The 20406-nt window shown below is 68.8% G+C and carries 19 protein-coding genes; 12 read left to right on the plus strand and 7 right to left on the minus strand.

The window, feature by feature from the left end; all coding sequences use genetic code 11:
- Positions 1–251 precede the first annotated feature (251 nt).
- The 5 genes from groES to ESP70_RS08350 all read left to right on the plus strand — a co-directional run bounded on the left by groES (position 252) and on the right by ESP70_RS08350 (position 5831).
- Positions 252–545 carry a co-chaperone GroES gene (gene groES / locus ESP70_RS08330; RefSeq protein WP_056209271.1) on the plus strand — a complete coding sequence of 98 codons (294 nt, stop codon included), beginning with the start codon at positions 252–254 and terminating at the stop codon, positions 543–545.
- Positions 546–628: 83 nt separating this feature from the next.
- Positions 629–2233 carry a chaperonin GroEL gene (gene groL / locus ESP70_RS08335; protein WP_149688836.1) on the plus strand — a complete coding sequence of 535 codons (1605 nt, stop codon included), beginning with the start codon at positions 629–631 and terminating at the stop codon, positions 2231–2233.
- A gap of 201 nt (positions 2234–2434) precedes the next feature.
- On the plus strand, positions 2435–3847 hold the full coding sequence (locus ESP70_RS08340) for an RNB domain-containing ribonuclease (RefSeq protein ID WP_149688837.1): 1413 nt from the start codon (positions 2435–2437) through the stop codon (positions 3845–3847).
- A gap of 26 nt (positions 3848–3873) precedes the next feature.
- Entirely contained in the window at positions 3874–4848 is a 975-nt protein-coding gene (locus ESP70_RS08345; RefSeq protein WP_149688838.1) for an ABC transporter substrate-binding protein, read from the plus strand.
- Positions 4845–5831 (plus strand): ABC transporter substrate-binding protein, encoded by a 987-nt coding sequence (locus tag ESP70_RS08350; RefSeq protein WP_149688839.1) that lies wholly within the window; start codon positions 4845–4847, stop codon positions 5829–5831. Before ESP70_RS08345 ends, ESP70_RS08350 begins: the two co-directional genes overlap by 4 nt.
- On the opposite strand, the gene ESP70_RS08355 is transcribed toward ESP70_RS08350, so the two are convergent.
- Complete coding sequence (locus ESP70_RS08355) at positions 5828–6430, minus strand: TetR/AcrR family transcriptional regulator (protein WP_149688840.1); 603 nt, start codon at positions 6428–6430, stop codon at positions 5828–5830. The two genes, ESP70_RS08350 and ESP70_RS08355, sit on opposite strands and share 4 nt — an antisense overlap.
- 109 nt (positions 6431–6539) lie before the next feature.
- Here ESP70_RS08355 and guaB point away from each other — a divergent pair, with 109 nt between their 5' ends.
- The 7 genes from guaB to efeB all read left to right on the plus strand — a co-directional run bounded on the left by guaB (position 6540) and on the right by efeB (position 14331).
- On the plus strand, positions 6540–8051 hold the full coding sequence (gene guaB, locus ESP70_RS08360; protein WP_149688841.1) for an IMP dehydrogenase: 1512 nt from the start codon (positions 6540–6542) through the stop codon (positions 8049–8051).
- Positions 8052–8070: 19 nt separating this feature from the next.
- A complete protein-coding gene (locus ESP70_RS08365) occupies positions 8071–9210 on the plus strand; it encodes an NYN domain-containing protein (protein WP_149688842.1) in 1140 nt (379 codons plus the stop codon).
- 198 nt (positions 9211–9408) lie between these two features.
- A complete protein-coding gene (locus ESP70_RS08370) occupies positions 9409–10515 on the plus strand; it encodes a GuaB3 family IMP dehydrogenase-related protein (RefSeq protein ID WP_056209247.1) in 1107 nt (368 codons plus the stop codon).
- Between the two features lie 19 nt (positions 10516–10534).
- Complete coding sequence (locus tag ESP70_RS08375; protein ID WP_188110554.1) at positions 10535–10975, plus strand: GNAT family N-acetyltransferase; 441 nt, start codon at positions 10535–10537, stop codon at positions 10973–10975.
- Positions 10975–11781, plus strand: a complete 807-nt coding sequence (locus ESP70_RS08380) for an MOSC domain-containing protein (RefSeq protein WP_149688844.1) — start codon at positions 10975–10977, stop codon at positions 11779–11781. The genes ESP70_RS08375 and ESP70_RS08380 overlap by 1 nt, the downstream gene beginning before the upstream one ends.
- Positions 11782–11898: 117 nt before the next feature.
- Entirely contained in the window at positions 11899–13023 is a 1125-nt protein-coding gene (efeO, locus tag ESP70_RS08385) for an iron uptake system protein EfeO (protein ID WP_149688845.1), read from the plus strand.
- A gap of 9 nt (positions 13024–13032) precedes the next feature.
- Positions 13033–14331 carry an iron uptake transporter deferrochelatase/peroxidase subunit gene (efeB, locus tag ESP70_RS08390; RefSeq protein WP_149688846.1) on the plus strand — a complete coding sequence of 433 codons (1299 nt, stop codon included), beginning with the start codon at positions 13033–13035 and terminating at the stop codon, positions 14329–14331.
- Between the two features lie 31 nt (positions 14332–14362).
- On the opposite strand, the gene ESP70_RS08395 is transcribed toward efeB, so the two are convergent.
- From ESP70_RS08395 to ESP70_RS08420, 6 genes are all read right to left on the minus strand, one after another.
- Positions 14363–15778, minus strand: coding sequence for a PepSY-associated TM helix domain-containing protein (locus ESP70_RS08395; protein ID WP_149688847.1), 1416 nt, complete (start codon positions 15776–15778; stop codon positions 14363–14365).
- The gene (locus ESP70_RS08400; RefSeq protein WP_223148665.1) at positions 15768–16418 is read right to left on the minus strand and encodes a cupredoxin domain-containing protein; all 651 of its coding nucleotides are present in this window, start codon (positions 16416–16418) and stop codon (positions 15768–15770) included. Before ESP70_RS08400 ends, ESP70_RS08395 begins: the two co-directional genes overlap by 11 nt.
- A gap of 95 nt (positions 16419–16513) precedes the next feature.
- Complete coding sequence (locus ESP70_RS08405; protein WP_188110555.1) at positions 16514–17455, minus strand: cupredoxin domain-containing protein; 942 nt, start codon at positions 17453–17455, stop codon at positions 16514–16516.
- Positions 17456–17558: 103 nt separating this feature from the next.
- Positions 17559–18260, minus strand: a complete 702-nt coding sequence (locus ESP70_RS08410; RefSeq protein WP_149688849.1) for a hypothetical protein — start codon at positions 18258–18260, stop codon at positions 17559–17561.
- A gap of 41 nt (positions 18261–18301) precedes the next feature.
- Positions 18302–19600, minus strand: a complete 1299-nt coding sequence (locus ESP70_RS08415; protein ID WP_149688850.1) for a copper resistance CopC/CopD family protein — start codon at positions 19598–19600, stop codon at positions 18302–18304.
- Positions 19597–20157: a hypothetical protein gene (locus ESP70_RS08420; protein ID WP_149688851.1), complete on the minus strand. Its 561-nt coding sequence runs from the start codon at positions 20155–20157 to the stop codon at positions 19597–19599. Before ESP70_RS08420 ends, ESP70_RS08415 begins: the two co-directional genes overlap by 4 nt.
- Positions 20158–20406: the final 249 nt, after the last annotated feature.

Genomic DNA, 20406 nt, shown 5'->3' on the forward strand with positions numbered 1-20406 from the left:
CCAGCCATCTCCCCAAGGTGAGATGAAGCGAGGAGAACGGCCTCGGGCGGAGCTCTGCGGAGCCCGAGAGTGAGTCCGGAGCGCAGCGGAGGACGGGCCGTTAGCAGTCTCTTGGGTCGAGTGCCAGCCGCGTGCTAGATTTCGTATTGGCACTCTCGCCATGAGAGTGCCAAGCATCGGTGAGTACGACCCCCGCGACGGCGTGCCCACCAGCGTCCAACGTTCCACCGCCTGAAAGGGGAGGTCGACACGTGTCGGTCACCATCAAGCCGCTCGAGGATCGCCTGGTCATCCAGGCTGTCGAAGCCGAGCAGACCACTGCATCAGGTCTGGTCATCCCGGACACTGCCAAGGAGAAGCCCCAGGAGGGCAACGTCATCGCTGTCGGACCCGGTCGGGTCGACGACAACGGCAACCGCGTTCCTCTTGACGTCGCCGTCGGCGACAAGGTCATCTTCAGCAAGTACGGCGGCACCGAGGTCAAGTACGACGGCCAGGAGTACCTCATCCTGTCCGCTCGCGACGTCCTCGCTGTCGTTTCGTGATCTGACGCCCCGGCGCCCCTCCGAGGGCGCCGGGGCCTCTCACGTTCCCCCCGTCGCACCCACATTTTTTGAAAGAAGCTGACATGCCCAAGATCCTCGAATTCGACGAGAACGCCCGCCGCTCGCTCGAGCGCGGCGTCGACAAGCTCGCCAACACCGTCAAGGTCACCCTCGGCCCCAAGGGTCGCTACGTCGTCCTCGACAAGAAGTGGGGCGCCCCCACGATCACCAACGACGGCGTGACCGTCGCGCGTGAGGTCGAGCTCGACGACCCGTTCGAGAACCTCGGCGCCCAGCTGGCCAAGGAAGTCGCCACCAAGACCAACGACGTCGCCGGTGACGGCACGACGACCGCGACCGTCCTGGCCCAGGCCATGGTCCACGAGGGCCTCCGCGCCGTCGCGGCCGGCGCCAACCCGGTCGGCCTCAAGAAGGGCATCGAGGCGGCCGTCGAGGCTGTCGTCAAGCGCCTGCACGAGGTCGCCCGCGACGTCGACGACATCAAGGACATGACCGACGTCGCGACCGTCTCGTCGCGCGACGGCGTCATCGGCCAGCTCATCGCCGAGGCGTTCGACAAGGTCGGCAAGGACGGCGTGATCACGGTCGAGGAGTCCAACACCATGGGCACCGAGCTCGAGTTCACCGAGGGCATGCAGTTCGACAAGGGCTACCTCTCGCCCTACTTCGTGACCGACACCGAGCGCATGGAGACCGTCCTCGACGATCCCTACATCCTCGTCAACCAGGGCAAGATCTCGTCGGTCAGCGACCTGCTGCCGATCCTCGAGAAGGTCGTCCAGGCCGGCAAGCCGCTGTTCATCATCGCCGAGGACGTCGACGGCGAGGCGCTGTCGACGATTGTCGTCAACAAGATCCGCGGCACGTTCACCTCGGCCGCCGTCAAGGCGCCGGCATTCGGTGACCGTCGCAAGGCCATGCTGCAGGACATCGCGACCCTGACGGGCGCGCAGGTCGTCACGCCCGACGTCGGCCTCAAGCTCGACCAGATCGGCCTCGAGGTGCTCGGCACGGCTCGCCGCGTCGTCATCACCAAGGACGCCACCACGATCATCGACGGCGGCGGCGACAAGGCCGAGGTCGACGGTCGCGTCAGCCAGATCAAGGCCGAGATCGACAGCACCGACTCCGACTGGGACCGCGAGAAGCTCCAGGAGCGCCTCGCCAAGCTCGCCGGCGGCGTCTGCGTCATCAAGGTCGGAGCTGCGACCGAGGTCGAGCTCAAGGAGAAGAAGCACCGCATCGAGGACGCCGTCTCGGCGACTCGCGCGGCGATCGAGGAGGGCATCGTCGCCGGTGGCGGCTCGGCTCTCGTCCACGCCGTCTCGGTGCTCGACGACAACCTGGGCTTGTCCGGCGACGAGGCGATCGGTGTCCGCATCGTCCGCATCGGTGCCGACGCCCCGCTCGAGTGGATCGCCCGCAACGGCGGCGTCTCCGGCGAGGTCGTCGTCAACAAGGTCCGCGAGAGTGGCCAGGGCTACAACGCGGCCACCGAGCAGTACGGCGACCTGGTCGCGCAGGGCGTCCTCGACCCGGTCAAGGTCACGCGCTCCGCGCTGGCCAACGCCGCGTCGATCACCGCGATGCTGCTCACGACCGAGACGCTGATCGTCGAGAAGCCGGCCGAAGAAGCCGCCGACGCGCACGCGGGTCACAACCACTGATCCGTAGCAAAGAACACAGGGAGACGGATGGCTCGGGTGAGCCATCCGTCTCTCTCGTTTCGTGAGCTGTCGCGCCGGTAGCGGCTCGCGCGAGCGCCCCGGCTCACGTGGTCTCGATACGTCGGCCGCGGGCGGCCTCCTACTCGACCGACGACTGGCGCAGGCGACGCCCGCTTTCGCGTTCGGGCTAGATTCGTCCGGGTGAGCACCTCGCCGCACGACTTCGCAGGCGTACGCGCCGAGCTCGATCTCCCACCCGTTGCCCAGACGGCGAGCTTCCCACCGGAGGTCGTCGCCGAGGCTGAGGCGATTGCTGCCGGCGATCGGCCCGAGGTCGAGGACGCGACCGCGATCCCGTTCGTCACGATCGATCCGCCCGGCGCACGCGACCTCGACCAGGCGATGTTCCTCGAGCGCGACGGCGACGGGTTCCGGGTCCACTACGCGATCACAGACCTCGGCTCCGCGATTCCACCTGGCGGCGCCGTCGATGCCGAGGCTCGCCGCCGCGGCCAGACGATCTACCTCCCGGACGGGCGCGTGCCGCTGCACCCGCCGGTGCTCTCCGAGGACGCGTTGAGCCTGCTCGCCGATCAGGTCCGCGGCGCCGCAGTCTGGACGATCGACGTCGCGGCAGACGGCGCGCTGAGCAACGTCTCCGTACGCCGCGCCCGCGTGAAGTCGGTCGCGCAGCTCGACTACGAGGGTGTGCAGCAGTCGTTCGACGCCGGCACGCCGCACCCGTCGCTCGAGCCGCTCGCCGACCTCGGCCGGCTCCGCCAGAGCGTACGTGTCGACCGTGGCGCGATCGAGCTCGCGCTGCCGGAGCAAGAGGTCGAGCGCGCCGACGACGAGTGGCGGGTCGTGATGCGCGTTCGCACGCAGGTCGACGGGTGGAACGCGGAGATCTCCCTGCTGACCGGCATGGCGGCGGCGCAGCTGATGCTCGACGCCGAGGTCGGGCTGCTCCGCACCCTGCCGCCGGCCGACGACAAGGCCGAGGCCGACTTCCTCCGCACGGCGCGAACGCTCAAGGTTGCCGTGCCCGACGGCGCCACGCCGGCGCACGTGCTCGTCGGGCTCGACCCGAGCCGGCCCGCCTCCATCGCGCTCATGACCGAGGCGACCCGGCTGCTCCGCGGGGCCGGCTACGAGGCGTTCGACGGCTCGAGACCGGCACAGGTCGACCATGCAGGAGTGGGTGGCCCGTACGCCCATGTGACGGCACCGTTGCGACGCCTGGCCGACCGCTTCGGCACCGAGGTGTGCCTTGCGATCTGCGAGCAGCGACCCGTGCCTGACTGGGTGCGCGAGGCGCTGCCGTCACTGCCCGACATCATGAAGGAGTCGGACCGGCGTGCCGCCAAGGCGGACCGGACGTGCATCGACCAGGCCGAGGTGTGGGCACTGGCCGGGCGCGTCGGCGAGTCCTTCGACGCCGTCGTCATGCACGCCGACCGCGACGGTGGCGAGGTCGCGGTGCTCGAGCCGCCGGTCATCGCCCGCTGCCGCGGCGCCGGGCTGCCCGAAGGCGCGCAGGTCAGCGTACGTCTGAGCGAGGTCGACGAGGTCCGGCGTGAGGTGCAGTTCACGTTCGGGGGCCCTGCTGGCTAGTGAGTTCCTTAGGTTAGGCTGCCCTTATGAAACGGACATTCCTCGCAGCCTCTGCAGCGATCGCCCTCTTGACCCTCGCCGCCTGCGGCACCTCGTCCCCGGATGACACGGGGAGCGGCCCCTGGACCTACACCGACGACCGCGGCACGAAGATCTCGCTCGACGAGAAGCCCAAGCGCGTCGTCGCCCAGTCCTCGCTCGCCGCCGGGCTGAAGGACCTCGGTGTCGACGTCGTCGGCGTCTTCGGTCCGCTCAAGCTCGCCGACGGATCGCTCGACCCGCAGGCCGCGGGCCTCGACCCCGACACGATCACCGACGTCACGGCCGGCGGGGAGTACGGCAGCCTCGACCTTGAGAAGCTCGCGGCCCTCAAGCCCGACCTCGTCGTCACGAACATGTACCTGCCGCCTGACCTCTGGTACATCAACGACGCAACGGCCAAGAAGGTCGCCAAGCTCGCCCCGATCCTCGCCGTCGACTTCAAGGGCGACTCGATCATCGAGAGCATCGAGGACGTCCAGAAGGTCGGTGCGAAGCTGGGTGCCGACCTCGACTCGGACACGGTCCTCCAGGGCCGCAAGGACTTCGAAGCCGCGAGCACGCGACTCGCTGACGTCGGCGCCGAGCTGGATGACCGCAACGTCCTGGTCGTGTCCGGCACCAAGGACCTGTTCTATGCCGCAGATCCCGCCCAGTTCCCCGACCTCGACTACTACGAGTCGCTCGGCCTGCCGATCATCAAGGCCAAGGCCAAGCCGGGCAGCTACTGGGAGGACATGAGCTGGGAGAAGTCCGACACGTACGACGCCGACGTCGTCATGTGGGACTCGCGCGAGGGCGGATCGACGCTCCAGCAGTTCAAGGCCCAACCGGTCTTCTCCACGATCACGGCGGCGAAGAACGACGCGTGGGTGCCGTGGGAGGCCGTCTCGCCGGCCAGCTTCGCGGCGTACGCCGACGTCATCAATCGCCTCGCCGACGACATCGAGGAGCAGCTGTGAGGCGCCTCGGCACGATCCTTGCGGCGGCATCACTGCTGGTGGTCGCGGCATGCGGCTCGTCGGCATCCGACGACGAGGGCGCCGGCCCGTGGACCTACAAGGACGACCTCGGCCACGCGATCTCGCTGGACCACGCGCCGAAGCGGCTCATCGTGCAGTCGTCGATGGCGGCTGCGCTGACCGACCTCGGCCTCGGCGACGAGATCGTCGGCACGTTCGGCCCGCTCAAGAACGCCGACGGCCAGCCCGACTCGCAGGTCGCAGGGCTCGACATCGGCAAGGCCGAGGACGTCACAGGTGGTGGTGAGTACGGCTCGATCGACCTCGAGAAGGCGGCCAGCCTCAAGCCCGACCTGATCGTCACGAGCGCGTATCTCACGAGCGATCTCTGGTACGTCAACGACGCGACGGCCAAGAAGCTCAAGGAGCTTGCGCCGATCCTGGTCGTGAGCTTCGACGGCAAGACGCTGCCGCAGATGCTCGACTCGACCGAGCGGGCGGCCACGGCGCTCGGCGCCGACGTCGACTCGGACACCGTCCGCAAGGCGCACGCCGACTTCACGAAGGCGGCCGACCGGGTCGAGCAGGCCGGCAAGGCCCTCGGCAGCAAGAAGATCCTGGTCGGCTCACCGGCGAAGGACGTCTTCTACGTCTCCAATCCCGAGGTCAGTCCCGATCTGAAGTACTGGCGGGACCAGCTCAAGCTGCCGCTCGTGGTGCCGACCAAGCCCGACGAGGGTGGCTACTTCCAGACGCTGAGCTGGGAGAAGGCCGATCTCTATCCCGCCGACGTGTTCCTCTACGACGACCGGGTCGGCAAGGCCGGGCTCGCGATCCTTGACGACCAGCCCGTCTTCGACACGTTGCGGGCGGCCAAGGACAACGCGTACATCCCGTGGACCTCGGTCGCGCCGCCCAGCTATCGGGCGTACGCCGACATCATGAACCGCCTGGCGACCGAGCTCGAGAAGTATGCGAGCTAGGCCGAACGGCGCTGGTCGAGTCCGGCCAGCACGATGTCGAGCTTGCGGTCGTACCAACCGCGGCCGCGCCAGACCTCTTCGGTGTCGTATGCCTTGAGGACCGGCAGGCGCGGCCCGTCGGCGTGGCTCTGCTCGATGGCCTTGAGCCGGCGCATCTCCGCCGACGCGGTCAGCGCCAGCGTGATGACGAACTCGACAGCCACGGCTGCGTCCTCGAGCAGGAAGCCCTGGCTCTGGAGCGACTCGATGTACTTCTCGATGCGCTCCTCGACGGCTCGGGGCGACTTGGGCGCACCGAGCGCGGCCGTGTCGAGGCCCGGGTGGTCCTCGCACATCTGCCAGATGGTCAGGCCGATGCCCTTGAGCAGCTCCTGCCAAGGCAGCGAGGCATCCGGCCAGGTCGCGGCCAGGATCGCCTTGTCGAGGGCGCGGACGAGCAAGTCGTCACGGTCCTCCACGTAGCGGTACAGACCGGAATGAGCAACCCCGAGCCGACGGGCTACCGACGGCATGCTGAACGTGGCGATTCCGTCGTCAAGCGCAGCCTGCGCGATGACGTCGACTGTGAGTGCCCGCGGGCGCCCTGGCTTGCGATCCATCCCAGCATCATACTGCGAGTACGGTTCAATCGTCGGTTGTTCTGTGACCCCGGTCGCACGGCCCGGCCGGCACGCCGGCCGCACTTCCGCCGGACGATAGGATGAGCCCATGGAGAACACGGGCATTCCTGACAAGTTTGCGTCCCTCGGACTCACGTACGACGACGTCCTCCTGTTGCCCGGCTTCTCCGACCTCAATCCCAGCGAGATCGACACGACCTCACGCCTGACGCGCGAGATCAACCTCCGGATCCCGCTGATCAGCGCCGCGATGGACACCGTCACCGAGTCGCGGATGGCGATCGCGATGGCGCGCCAGGGCGGCATCGGTGTGCTGCACCGCAACCTGTCACTCGAGGACCAGGCCTACCAGGTCGACCTCGTCAAGCGGACCCAGACCGGCATCATCTCCAACCCCGTGACGATCGGCCCCGACGCGACGCTCGAGGAGCTCGACCGCATCTGTGGGGAGTACCGCGTCTCGGGGCTCCCGGTCGTCGACACCGACAACCGGCTGCTCGGCATCATCACCAACCGCGACCTCCGGTTCACCCCGGTGGCCGAGTGGGCCACGACCAAGGTCGACGAGGTCATGACCCCCATGCCGCTGATCACGGGTCCCGAGGGCATCGCCCGCGAGGACGCGACGCTGCTGCTGCGCAAGCACAAGCGTGAGCGGCTCCCGCTGGTCGACGGCGACGGCCGGCTCGCCGGCCTCATCACGGTCAAGGACTTCGTCAAGTCCGAGCAGTTCCCCCACGCTTCCAAGGATGCCGACGGCCGCCTCATGGTCGGTGCCGCGATCGGCTACTTCGGTGACGCCTGGCAGCGCGCCACGACCCTGATCGACGCCGGCGTCGACGTGCTGGTCGCCGACACGGCTCACGGACACGTCCGGATGCTCCTCGACATCGTCAAGCGGCTCAAGACCGACCCGGCGACGCGCCACGTGCAGGTCATCGGCGGCAACGTCGCGACCCGCGAGGGCGCGCAGGCATTCGTCGATGCCGGCTCCGACGCGGTCAAGGTGGGCTTCGGTCCAGGTTCGATCTGCACGACCCGCGTCGTCACCGGCTGCGGCGTCCCCCAGATCACCGCGGTCTACGAGGCGTCGCTGGCGGCCAAGCCCGCCGGTGTGCCGGTCATCGCCGACGGCGGCCTGCAGCAGTCCGGCGACATCGCCAAGGCGTTGGTCGCCGGCGCCGAGACCGTCATGATCGGCTCGATGCTGGCCGGTGTCGAGGAGTCGCCCGGTGAGGTCGTCTTCGTCAATGGCAAGCAGTTCAAGGCCTACCGCGGCATGGGCTCGCTCGGCGCGATGAGCAGCCGGGGCAAGAAGTCGTACTCCAAGGACCGCTACTTCCAGGCCGAGATCACGAGCGACGACCAGATCGTCCCCGAGGGTGTCGAGGGCCAGGTCGCCTATCGCGGTCCGTTGTCGGCCGTGGCGCACCAGCTGATCGGCGGGCTCAACCAGTCGATGTTCTACGTCGGTGCCCGCACGATCCCCGAGCTGCAGGACAAGGGTCGCTTCGTGCGCATCACGTCGGCCTCGCTCAAGGAGAGCCACCCGCACGACATCCAGATGACCGCCGAGGCGCCCAACTACAGCTCCCGCTGAGCACCGTTAGCCTCGTGGCGTGAGCATTCGCAAGAACGTTGCCGTCTTCATCGACGCCGAGAACCTGTTCAAGGGTTACGGCAAGCTCGACATCCCCGACGTGTCGATGGAGGACATCCTCAACCAGATCGACCGGGTCGCGTCCCAGGAGGTCGACGCCAGCGGCATCGCGGTCGCCCGTGCGTACGCCGACTGGAACGCGCTGGGCCTCGAGGACTATCGCCGCGACGTCGAGCGCAGCCGGGTCGAGACCGTGCAGGTCTTCTCGGTGGGCAAGGCCGAGAAGAACGCCGCCGACATCGTCCTGGTCGTCGACTGCCTGAGGGTCGCGGCGGACCTCGATCACATCGAGGTGTTCGTGCTGGTGTCGGCCGACGGTGACTTCGTGCCCCTCGTACGCCGGCTCCACGAGCTCGACAAGTACGTCGTCGGTGCGACGCTGGCGAACCACCCGGTCAACTCCGTACTGGAGAAGGAGGTCGACCAGTACGTCGCCCTCAAGGTCGCCCCGCCACTGCCGGCCGGCGCGCTCCACCCGGTGTTCTCCGCGGGTGAGCCGGCGAAGAAGTCTGCGGCACCACGCAAGGAGGCCGCGAAGAAGTCTGCGGCACCACGCAAGGAGGCCGCGAAGAAGGCCGCCGTCGCGAAGGTGGAGCCGGCCAAGAGGGCTGCCGAGCCCAAGAAGCAGGCCCAGCCCAAGCAGCAGGCGGCGGAGCCGAGGAAGAAGGCCGCCGAGCCGGAGAAGAGCCTCCCTCGCAAGGGTGCCGCCGCCGGCGCCAAGCCCGAGTGGCACCGGATCGCCAAGGAGATCCCGGTCGTGCATGCCGGACCCGCATCGTCGCCCGAGGACTACAAGGCGATCATGAAGCAGGTGCTGACCGAGCCCAAGGTGCGCAGCTATCTCGACCAGCTCGCCAACCACGGCGGGACCTTGCCGATCCTTGCGATGGCGATCAAGGCTGCGGCGCCGCAGGTCAGCCCGTCGAACGCCAAGGTCAGCACCCTCTCCCGCGCCCTGCGGTTCGCGCTCGCCGGCACGCCGTACGCCCTCGCGCGCGAGAGTGACGACGTCCAGCCCGTGCTCGTGCGCCGTTCGAGCAAGCCCGCCGGCATGCTGCCCGACCTGTCGCTCGACGACATCCAACGAGGCGTCCAGTAGGTCAGCGGGTCTCGCCGTCGCACCTAGGGCATCCCGCCCGGTTCTGGCCCGGCTCGCGCGTCCTCGCATCCCGCCCGACTGCGTTCTCGTCGCTCGCCGCACAACCCCGGTGCGCCTCACTCCTCGGCCTTGTCGGCCGGGCGCGAGACCACGCTCCCTGTCGAGCCGGGACCGGGCGGCACGCCCTAGGCTGTACGCATGGCAGACATCGAGATCGGCACGGCGAAGCGCGGCCGGCGTGCGTACTCCTTCGACGACATCGCGATCGTCCCGAGCCGGCGTACGCGCGATCCCGAGGAGGTCTCGACCGCGTGGCAGATCGACGCCTACCGGTTCGAGCTGCCGGTCATCGCCGCCCCGATGGACTCGGTCATGAGCCCCGAGACGGCGATCGCCCTCGGCAAGCACGGCGGCCTCGGCGTGCTCGACCTCGAAGGCCTGTGGACCCGCTACGAGGATCCCGAGAAGCTGCTCGAGGAGGTCGCCGGCATCGACGGGCCGCTCGCGACGAAGCGACTCCAGGAGATCTACGCCGAGCCGATCAAGGCCGAGCTCATCACGGCCCGCCTGCACCAGATGCGCGAGTCGGGCGTCACGGTCGCCGGCGCGCTGTCGCCGCAGCGGACCAAGCAGTTCGCCGACGTCGTCGTCGAGGCCGGTGTCGACCTGTTCGTCATCCGCGGCACGACGGTGTCTGCCGAGCACGTCTCGGGGCAGACCGAGCCGCTCAACCTCAAGGAGTTCATCTACGAGCTCGACGTTCCGGTCATCGTCGGTGGCTGCGCGACCTACCAGGCGGCCCTGCACCTCATGCGCACCGGCGCGGCCGGCGTGCTCGTCGGATTCGGTGGCGGCGCAGCCCACACGACCCGCAGCGTGCTCGGCGTGGCGGTCCCGATGGCCTCGGCCGTCGCGGACGTCGCGGCGGCGCGACGTGACTACCTCGACGAGTCCGGCGGCCGCTACGTGCACGTCATCGCCGACGGCTCGATCGGCCGCAGCGGCGACATCGCCAAGGCGATCGCCTGTGGTGCGGACGCCGTCATGATCGGCTCGCCGTTCGCCCGCGCCGTCGAGGCGCCGGGTCGCGGGTTCCACTGGGGCGCTGAGGCCTGGCACCCCGACCTCCCGCGCGGTGCCCGTGTCGAGATGGGCACGGTCGGCGACCTCGAGTCGGTGCTGTTCGGCCCCTCGTCGGTGCCCGACGGCACGATGAATCTCATCGGTGCCCTGCGTCGCGCGATGGCGACGACGGGCTACACCGACCTCAAGGAGTTCCAGCGGGTCGAGGTCGTCGTCGGCTGACATGGCGACACTCGAGCGGGTGCCCTTCGAGCATCCTGACGCCGTGGCGCTGCGTGACGAGCACGTGGCCTACGGCAACCAGCTCTATGCCTCCGACCCGGCGTCGCTGCACCGCTCGGGCTCGGAGGGCATCGATCCGGCCTCCGTCGTGGCGACCGTGGTGGCGTACGACGAGGACGGCCCCGTGGGCCATGCGTGCATCCGCGAGCTCGACGGCGAGCTCGAGATCAAACGCATGTACGTCGTGCCGACCCGCCGTGGATCAGGCATCGCCGACGAGCTGCTCGCCGCGATGGAAGGTGTCGCCCGCGACGAGGGCGCGAGTCGGGTCATCATCCACACCGGCGACCGGCAGCACGCGGCGCTGAAGTTCTACGACCGGCACGGCTACACCCCGATCCCGGTCTACCCGCCGTACGAGGACGTCACCTACTCGCTGTGCTTCGAGAAGCTGCTGTGATGCGGGTCCAGTCGGTCCACGTCTATCCGGTCAAGGCCACGGCTCCTGTCGACCTCGCGTCGGCCCACGTGGAGCTCGCCGGGCTGCGCGACGACCGCCGCTGGGCCGTCGTCGACCCTCACGGAGCGCGGCTCAACGCTCCGAGGCATGACCGGCTGTCCACGGTGACGGCCATGCCGGATGAGTCCGGAGCCCTCACGCTGACGGGTCCGGGCGGGCCGCCGCTCACGGTGCCTGTCCCGGTCGGCGGCCCGGAGGTCCCGGTCAACGTCACGAGACTCGCGACGATGATCGATGCCGGCGACGCCGCCGCGGCCTGGCTCAGTGTCGTGCTCGGTGAGCCCGTGCGCCTGGTGTGGCAGGACGACCCGGCGCGACGGCCGATCTCCTCACAGCACGGTGGCCTCGGCGCCGAGCCTCTGAGCCTCGCCGACACCGGGCCGTTGCTGCTCACGACCACATCATCGCTCGCCCAGCTCGAGGCCTGGATCGCTGCGGAGCACGAGCCGCAAGTCATGGCGATGCAGCGGTTCAGGCCCAACGTCGTCGTCGACGGCTCCGACGTGCCGTTCGCCGAGGACGACTGGCGCGGCATCCACATCGGTGACGTGCCCTACCGGTTCGCCGAGCACTGCGACCGGTGCGTGGTGACGACGATCGACCCGGCGACCCTCGTGCACGGCAAGGAGCCCATCCGTACGCTTGCGCGTCACCGCAAGTGGGACGGCAAGACCTGGTTCGGCATCCGGATCGTCCCACTTGCGACCGGCACGGTGTCGGTCGGCGACGAGGTCACGGTCTCCTAGCAGCGTCGAACAGATCACACCCGGGGTCACTGGCCCGGTACGTCAGGGGTGCCTTAGCATGGTGAGGCTAGCCTTATCTTGAGGCGGAGCTCCGATCCCCGAAGGAATTTCCCCGCAATGAAGCCTCTTGCCACGCTCAGCGTGCTGACGATCGCCGCCCTGAGCCTCACCGCGTGCGCCGACGACCCGAAGCCCTCCGGCGGACTCACCGTCAGCGCCACGGACTCCACGTGCGACGTCTCGCAGACCGACCTCAAGGCCGGCCCCTCGACGTTCAAGGTCACCAACAAGGGCAGCAAGGTCACCGAGTTCTACGTCTACGCCGAGGGCGACCGCATCATGGGCGAGGTCGAGAACGTCGGCCCCGGCCTGACCCGCAACCTCGTCGTCGACCTGCCCAAGGGCACCTACGAGGGTGCCTGCAAGCCCGGCATGGTCGGCGACGGCATCCGCCAGAAGATCACCGTCACGGGCGAGGCCGCCAAGAAGCTGTCCGACTCCGAGGAGCTCAAGGCTGCGGCGACGTCGTACGAGCGCTACGTCAACTCGCAGACCGTCGCGCTGATCGCCAAGACCGAGGAGTTCGTCACGGCCGTCAAGGACGGCGACGTCGCCGAGGCCAAGAAGCTCTACCCGATCGCGCGTACGTACTGGGAGCGCATCGAGCCGGTTGCCGAGAAGTTCGGCGACCTCGATCCGCTGACGGACGGCCGTGAGGCCGACGCCAAGGCCGAGAAGCGCGACTTCACCGGCTGGCACCGCATCGAGAAGCAGCTCTGGGTCGACGACAACACTGAAGGCATGGCCACGTACGCCGACGACCTGCTGGTCAACGTCAAGAAGATCGTGGCGCTCGGCAAGGACGCTCCGCTGACCGCGCTCGAGCTGGCGCAGGGCTCCAAGGGTCTGCTCGACGAGGTCGCGACGAGCAAGATCACCGGCGAGGAGGACGAGTTCAGCCACACGGACCTCTGGGACTTCAAGGCCAACATCGAAGGCTCGCAGGCCGCCATCGCGGCGCTGCGTCCCGTGCTCGTGAAGCAGGACCCGGCCCTGGTCAAGGAGCTCGACGCCAGGTTCAAGGCGCTCGATGACGACCTCGACCAGTACCAGGACGACAACGGGGACTGGACGTTCTACGACAAGCTCACCAAGGAGCAGGTCAAGCGCCTGTCCGACCTGGTGGCTGCCGTCAGTGAGCCGATCAGCCGCGTCGCCGCCGTGGTTGCCGAGTCTGCGTAGCCTGAACTGATGTCCGAGACGAACGAACCCACGAGCGGCCTCTCCCGGCGCAAGCTGATCGGAGCGGCGGGCATCGGTGCGCTGGCCGTCGGTGCCGGTGCCGGCGGCGGCTACGCCGTGGGTCGCCAGAGCGACGAGCCGACGGCCGGGGTCCCCGATCCCGACGCCGAGCCGATCCCGTTCGAGGGCGTGCACCAGGCCGGCATCGTCACGCCGGCGCAGGACCGCCTCTACTTCGTCGCGCTCGACATGACGAGCGAGGAGCGGGCCGACCTGATCTCCCTGCTCAAGGACTGGACCGAGGCGGCCCGACAGATGACGCAGGGCAATGACGTCGGCACGTTCGGCGCGGTCTCGGGCTCGCCGTTCGCCCCGCCGGAGGACACCGGCGAGGCCCTCGGCCTGCCGCCGTCGGGGCTCACCGTCACGGTGGGCTTCGGGCGCAGCCTGTTCGTCGATGCCAAGGGCAAGCCGAGGTTCGGCCTCGACGGCAAGCTGCCCGCCAAGCTCAAGGAGCTGCCGGCCTTCTCGGGCGATCAGCTCGATCCCGCGATCAGCGACGGCGACCTGGCGATCCAGGCGTGCGCCAACGATCCGCAGGTCGCGGTCCACGCGGTGCGCAATCTCGTACGCATCGCTTTCGGCCGGGCCTCGGTGCGCTACTCGCAGATGGGCTTCGGGCGTACGTCGTCGACGTCGTCCGCGCAGGTCACGGCGCGCAACATGCTGGGCTTCAAGGACGGCACCGCCAACATCAAGGTCGAGGACAAGAAGGACGTCCAGGACTTCGTCTGGGTGCCCAAGGAGGACGGGCCGGACTGGCTCGTCGGCGGTTCCTACCTCGTCAGTCGCAAGATCAACATGCGCATCGAGATCTGGGACCGTGAGCCCCTTGAGGGCCAGGAGAACATCATCGGCCGGGCCAAGGGATCCGGCGGGCCGCTGTCCGGCGGCGACGAGTTCGCCAAGATCGACTTCAAGAAGAAGAACGATCGCGGTGCACCGGTCATCGACATGAAGTCGCACGTACGCCTGGCGCATCCCGACTTCAACAAGGGTGCGAAGCTCCTGCGGCGTGGCTACAACTTCGTCGACGGCTCGGACGGGCTCGGTCAGCTCTCGGCGGGGCTGTTCTTCATCGCCTACCAGCGCGACCCGGAGAAGCAGTTCGTGCAGGTCCAGCGCTCACTCGCGGGCTCGCAGAACGACCTGCTCAACGAGTACATCGTGCACGTCAGCTCCGGGTTGTTCGCCTGCCCGCCCGGCGTCGGCCGCAAGGGCTACTGGGGCGAAGGGCTGTTTGCCTGAGGTCGAGACCTCGTGAGCCGACGCCGCAACGTCACACCACGTTGAACCAGGTCTGCAGTCGGGGGATGCGGCGCAGGATCAGCTGGTCGACCAGCAGCGCGACCAGAAGCGTGATGCCGAAGAACGGCAGGAACACGCCGAGGGCGACGATCGCCACCGCGAGCAGCGGGCTGCTGCGCAACGGCATCCGTCCCCGAGGTGCCGCGACGGAGCCGGCGCTCCTGGGTCGCCGGCGCCACCACATCATCGGGCCCGACACGCACATGAAGATCACCATCAGGCACGACAGCGCGGCGGCCCAGAAGCTGACCGGTCCGAAGCTGCGACCCTCGTGCAGGCCGATGCCCTGCGACACGATCTTGGCCAGTGCCGGATAGTCGGCGAACCCGTACGCGCCCACGACCTGCCCGCCGTACTGGTCGATGTGCAGGGTCTTCTCCCGCGACGGGTCGTGGAACGCGTAGCTGATCGCGGAGAAGACACCTGTGTCGTCCGCCGGCAGCGCGATCGTCAACGGGTGGTGCAAGCCGGCCTGGTCCGCGACGGCGACGGTGGTGTCGATGTTGGCGATCGACACCTCCTTGCCGGGCTTGCTCGACTCCGGCACCGTCGAGTCGCCCTGGGCCCACGGGATCTCGTGGGCGTGGCTGTGCGGCAGCGACTCGTCCAGGGTGGAGCCCTTCGTGGACACGCCGCCGGGGTCGCTGCCCCACATCGAGCTGCTGTGGTCCGTCGCCATGGTCTGCGCGTGCGTGCCCCAGAACGCGGTCCACGGCAGTCCCGAGATCAGCAGGATCAGCAGGCTCGCGCCGACCACTGAGCCGATGACGGCGTGCCGGCTCCGCATCGCCGATCCCGCCGCACCGGAGAGCCTGCGCCGCAACCGCGCGGTTCGGCCACGGATGAACAGGTAGTAGCCGGTGAGCGCCATCACGATCGCCCAGCACGCGCCCAGCTCCATCAGGATGTCGCCCGTGGAGCCGAGCATCATGTCGGTGTGCAGGCGGACCGCGAGGCCACTCAAGGTCGTGTCGGGATTGAGGTCACCGAGCACCTCGCCGGTCCACGGATCGACGTAGGCGTCGCGGCTCGAGCCGTCCGGAAGGCTGAGGTAGAAGTCAGTCGACCGGTCATTGCCCTTCGGCTCGGTCATCGACGCGATCGTGGCCTTCGGGTACGCCTTGGCGACCGCGGCGCGCTGGTCCTCGTACGGCACCCGTTGCGTCGCGCCGGCCGGCTGCTCGACCTTCATCACGTCGGCGTGCATCAGGGGCTCGATCTGGAACCGCAGGAGATAGATGAGCCCGGTGCTCGCCAGCACGAGGAGGATCGGGGCCACGACGAACGCGGCGTAGAAGTGCCAGCGCCAGAACGCCCGGAACAGGCCGCCGCTGGGCTTGCGCTCCTTGTCGTCGTGGCGCGTGGGTGCGAGCGTGTCAGTCGCCATCGAAGTCATCTGTCGTCGCAGCGGCGTGCGGGCGGGAGGCCAGCAGGAGCAGGCAGAACACGACGATCGCTGTGGAGAGCCCGAGCAGCAGGAGCATGGGATCGAGGGAGGGACTGTCGTCGGCCGTGGTGGCGACATACGCCGTGTCGGGCGCGGGGGCAGCGGTGGTGGTCGTCGGGACGGGCTTCGTGGCAGTGGTGGCCGGGGTTGTGGGCGCTGCGGCAGTCGGCGCCGCTGCGGCAGCCGTCGTGGCGGCCGGAGCAGGGGCGACCGGCTTGGCCTTGGCCGAGATCGTCGCGTGCATGTCGGGGTGGACGCTGCAGGTGTAGGAGTACGCACCGGCCGAGGCGAACGTGTAGCTCCAGCTCTTGCCCTTCGTCAGCATCGGCGAGCGGAACTTCGCCGGCCCGCTGGTGACGACGACGTCGTGCGGGACGCTGTCCTGGTTGGTCCACGTGACGGTGTCACCCTGCGTGATGCTCATGGAGCCGGATCCGTACGCGTAGTTCTTGATCGTGATCTGGTGTGACGCGGCCGAGGCCTCGGAGGCGGGCCACACCATGACGGCGAGAGCGGCGAGGATGCTGGCGAGCAGGACCCGCAGTCCCTTCCGGGGCGTGGTGGAGAGCCGAGATGACATGGAATGTCCTTCCGTGGGTGGTGCGGCCGGTCATACTGGGGGCGTGGTGGTCCGGCCGGTTGCGACTCGGCCGGACCACCACATCTGTCGCGCTCCTAGCAGGAGCTCAGATCCTCACCGATCAGCGGCTTGATCATGTTCTCGACGAGCACGGTGTGCGTCTTGACGTACTGGTCGATCGCGAGCGCGTCGGTCACCTGCTGGCCGACTCCGGTCTCCAGGTGCGCTGCATAGACGTGCTGCAAGAACGTGTCCAGCGTTGACTGCACCCCGCCCAGCAACGGTTTGAGCATGTTCTCGACCAGGACCAGGTGGGTCGTGAGGTACTGGTCGAGGTTCAGGGCGTCGGTGACCTGCTGACCGACGCTCGTCTCGAGGTGTGCCGCGTAGAGGTGCTGCAGGAACGCGTCGACCGTCGACTCCAGACCCGTGCAGACGTCGCCGCCACCCATGGGCGGCATCGTCGGCGTGGGTGTCGGCGTCGGCGAACCGGTGGGTGTGGGCGTCGGCGTGGTCGGCGTCGGGGTCGGCGTCGTGCTGGAGCCCGTCACCGTGACCTTGGCCGTCATGTCCGGGTGCACCGCGCAGTAGTACGAGTACGTGCCCGGCGTCTTGAACGTGTACGAGAAGCTCTGACCCTTGGCGAGGTTGCCGGAGTTGAACTTCACGGGACCACTCGTGACCGTCACCGTGTGCGGCGCCGTGTCCATGTTGGTCCAGGTGACGGTGTCGCCCACCGCCACGGTGAGTGCAGCGGGGGTGAACGTGTAGTTCTCGATCATCACCTGCTTGGTGGCCGCAGCCTTCGTCGCGGTGCTCGTGGCGGTGGCCGTTGACGCGTTGGTCGCAGCGCCTGCGGCGGCTTTGGCCTTCGTCGTCGCTGCGCTCGCCGTGAGGGTGTCCGAGGACTCGGACGCTCCGGCGGAGAGCCCGGCCACGGACACGATCGCGGTGAGCACACCACCGATCACGAGCGCCATGAGACCCCATCGCTTCGGGGTCGGGTGGGTGTCGGGCCTGCTGGTCGTGCTGGTCATGCGTGGACTCATCGAGCCGCTCCTTCTGTGGGTTGTGGTTCACCCGGACGGCTGGCCGATTGCGACTCGGCCAGAGCTCCGGTTGTCTGGATGGGGGACAGGGTCAGCACGAGCTGAGATCGGCGCCGATGAGCGGCTTGATCAGGCTCTCGACCCACACGGTGTGGGTCTTGGCGTACTGGTCGATCGCGAGTGCGTCCGTCACCTGCTGGCCGACACTCGTCTCGAGGTGAGCCGAGTAGACGTGCTGCATGAACGCGTCCAGCGTCTGCTGGGTGCCTCCGAGCAGCGGCTTGAGCATGTTCTCGACCAGGACCAGGTGGGTCGTGAGGTACTGGTCGAGGTTCAGGGCGTCGGTGACCTGCTGGCCGACGCCGGTCTCGAGATGCGCTGCGTAGAGGTGCTGCAGGAACACGTCGACCGACGTCTCGAGCCCGGTGCACACATCGCTTGTCGCCGGCATCGCCATCGGGTCGGTCGTTGCCGCGGGTGCGGGTGTCGCCGCCGCGGGCGTGGCCCCCTTCGCCGCATCAGGTGCCACCACCGGCGTCGCCGCCGGTGCGGTCTTGACGACCGGTGTGGTGACGAGGCTCGTGGTCGGCACGAGGCCGTCGAGCAAGCCGCCCGGGGTGCTGGCGCCGGTGACCGAGGCGGCAGGTGCGAGAGCATCGGTGGTCGCGGGCGACGTACGCAGCGCGAACAACGACAGGGCGGCCGCCAGCGCTGCCAGCAGGGCGACCACCACGAGACTGCGGCTGCGCAGCTCTGGAGATCGGGATGGACTGGTGGACGGTGAGGAGTTCATCTGTCGTGCCTTCCTGATGGAGGGGTCGTTCGGATGGTGATTCACACGCCTGGACTGGAGGTGACCAGGACACTTGCGGCGCCGAGCACGGCGATGACCAGCACGGTCTCGGTCGCGACCGAGGCGATGAACGCGCCGACGGGCGAGCCCCGGTGGGTCGAGCTGGTCAGGTTGCGCCCCACCCAGCTCTTGCTCTTCATCGCCGCCAGCAGCACCGTGGCGAAGAGCGCGAGCTTGATGAACAGGACGCGGGCGTAGTGGGTGTGCCAGAAGCCGTCGACGGAGCTGATGATCTGCCAGCTCAGGATCAGCCCGGACGACACGATGACGAGGACCGAGACCATCGCGATGGTCGAGAACTTCGGCACGATCCGCTCGAGCTCGGCGATGCTGCGCCGCGGGAGCAGGCACACGGTCATGATCGTGAGACCGCCGACCCACGCGCTGATGCCGACGAGGTGGAGGAACTCAGCTGCCGCACCCCAGGTGGGCTGCGCACCTTGTGTGGCGTGCGCGTTCATGCCGGTCGTACGGATGAGGCCGGCGCCGACGACGAGAGCTGCGACCCGCCAGGGCAGCTCACGGACGACGTGCTCGCCGCGCTGGAACACGGCAGCGACGACGACGGCGGCCAGGAGCCAAAGGAGTGCCATCGCGGTCGTGACGCGGCCGAAGTCCTCGTTGAGCGCCTCGCGCAGCGTCATGCCACCCGACGAGCGCCACACGACGACGGCCTCGGAGGCTGCGGCTGCGGCGATGCCGGCGGCCACGGAGATGCCCAGCAGCAGTCGGCTGCGGCGCTCGGTGGCGCCTGCGGGCCAGAGCAGGGAGAGGAAGAGCAGGCCGCCGACGAACACTGCCATCGCGAGGTAGCCGACGATCCGGGCGGCGACGGTCACCCAGGTGATGAGGCGCGAGTCGTCCGGTGGCGCGTTGGCGTTCGCGGTGGCACCGGTGGCATGGCTCGCCTCGACGTGCAGCGCGATGACCCCAGAGCTCTCGTGGCCGTCATGGGGGTCCTCGGCCTGCCACTCGAGCAGCACCGTCTTGGCGGGCTTGACCGGGCGCAGGTCGACCTTGAGGGTCGCCGGTTTGCCGGGCACGGCGTCGACCTTGAGCCGAGTGCCGTCGGCGGTGATCGTGAGGTCGTCGGGCCCGAGGGACTCGCTGAACACCAGCGTTGCGTGCGCCGGCAGCTTCTCCAGGGTCGACCCGGTGGCAGGCGTCGACTTCTCGAGCTCGTCATGGGCCTGCGTCGGCGAGGCGAGGCCCAACGTCAGGAGCGCGGTCGCGACGACCGTCAGACCCCCCAGCTGGGCCAGCCCCCGCCGGCGCATCATTTGTCGTCCGTCTCGGCGGTGGCGGCCGTCGTGGTGCAGCACGTCGGGCCGACGAGCGTGCCGACCAGGCACGTCAGGGGACCCGGAGCCTTGTCCTCGACCGGCGGCCCGGCGAGATCGCTCACGAGCGGCGTCGTCGTCAGCACGGACGAGAGCAGCGACGAGGTCAGCTGGCCGACTGCCGGGAGGCTGGCGAGCACCGACGGGGGGCAGGTGGTGGCGGGTTCGCTCGGCGTGGGCTCGGAATCAGTGGGCGTCGGCTCAGGCTCGGTGGCCGCCGGCGCCGGCGTGTCGGCGGGCATCGACATGTCGGGCATCGTGCTGGTGCCCGGCATCGTCATCGGCGGCGCGACGGGCGCAGCCGGGGGAGGAGTGACGACCGGGGCCGCCGGCGCCGCGGCAACTGGCGGCTGAGGCGCGGGAGCCGCCGCCGCTGCGTCGGTCGGCGTGATGCCGATCCCCGATGCGTAGCCGAGGATCACGACCACCCCGCCGGCGAGGACCGACGCCATGGCGGCGTCGCGACGGTCGACGAATCCTGCCCGAGATGAGCTCACAGTGGTTCCCCTTCCGCGCAGGGCAGGGAGTGGGAGTAGACCTGCGCGTGCCAACCATGCTGGTCAGCGGGAATCCGCAGATGGTGTCGCTGGCGTGAATTGCGCGGTTCATTTCGCTCATCCGAGCCGGCGTGGGTGGGTGAGAGCTTGGAAATCGTCTGGACACCGAACGTGCCCACGCTCGCAACGTGCCGGCAGACGTGACGCTCGTTACTGGCCGGTAGCCATGTGACACTCGCGATGTCATAC

Origin of the sequence: Aeromicrobium ginsengisoli (assembly GCF_004134905.2) — a bacterium.
GTDB lineage: Bacteria > Actinomycetota > Actinomycetes > Propionibacteriales > Nocardioidaceae > Aeromicrobium > Aeromicrobium ginsengisoli.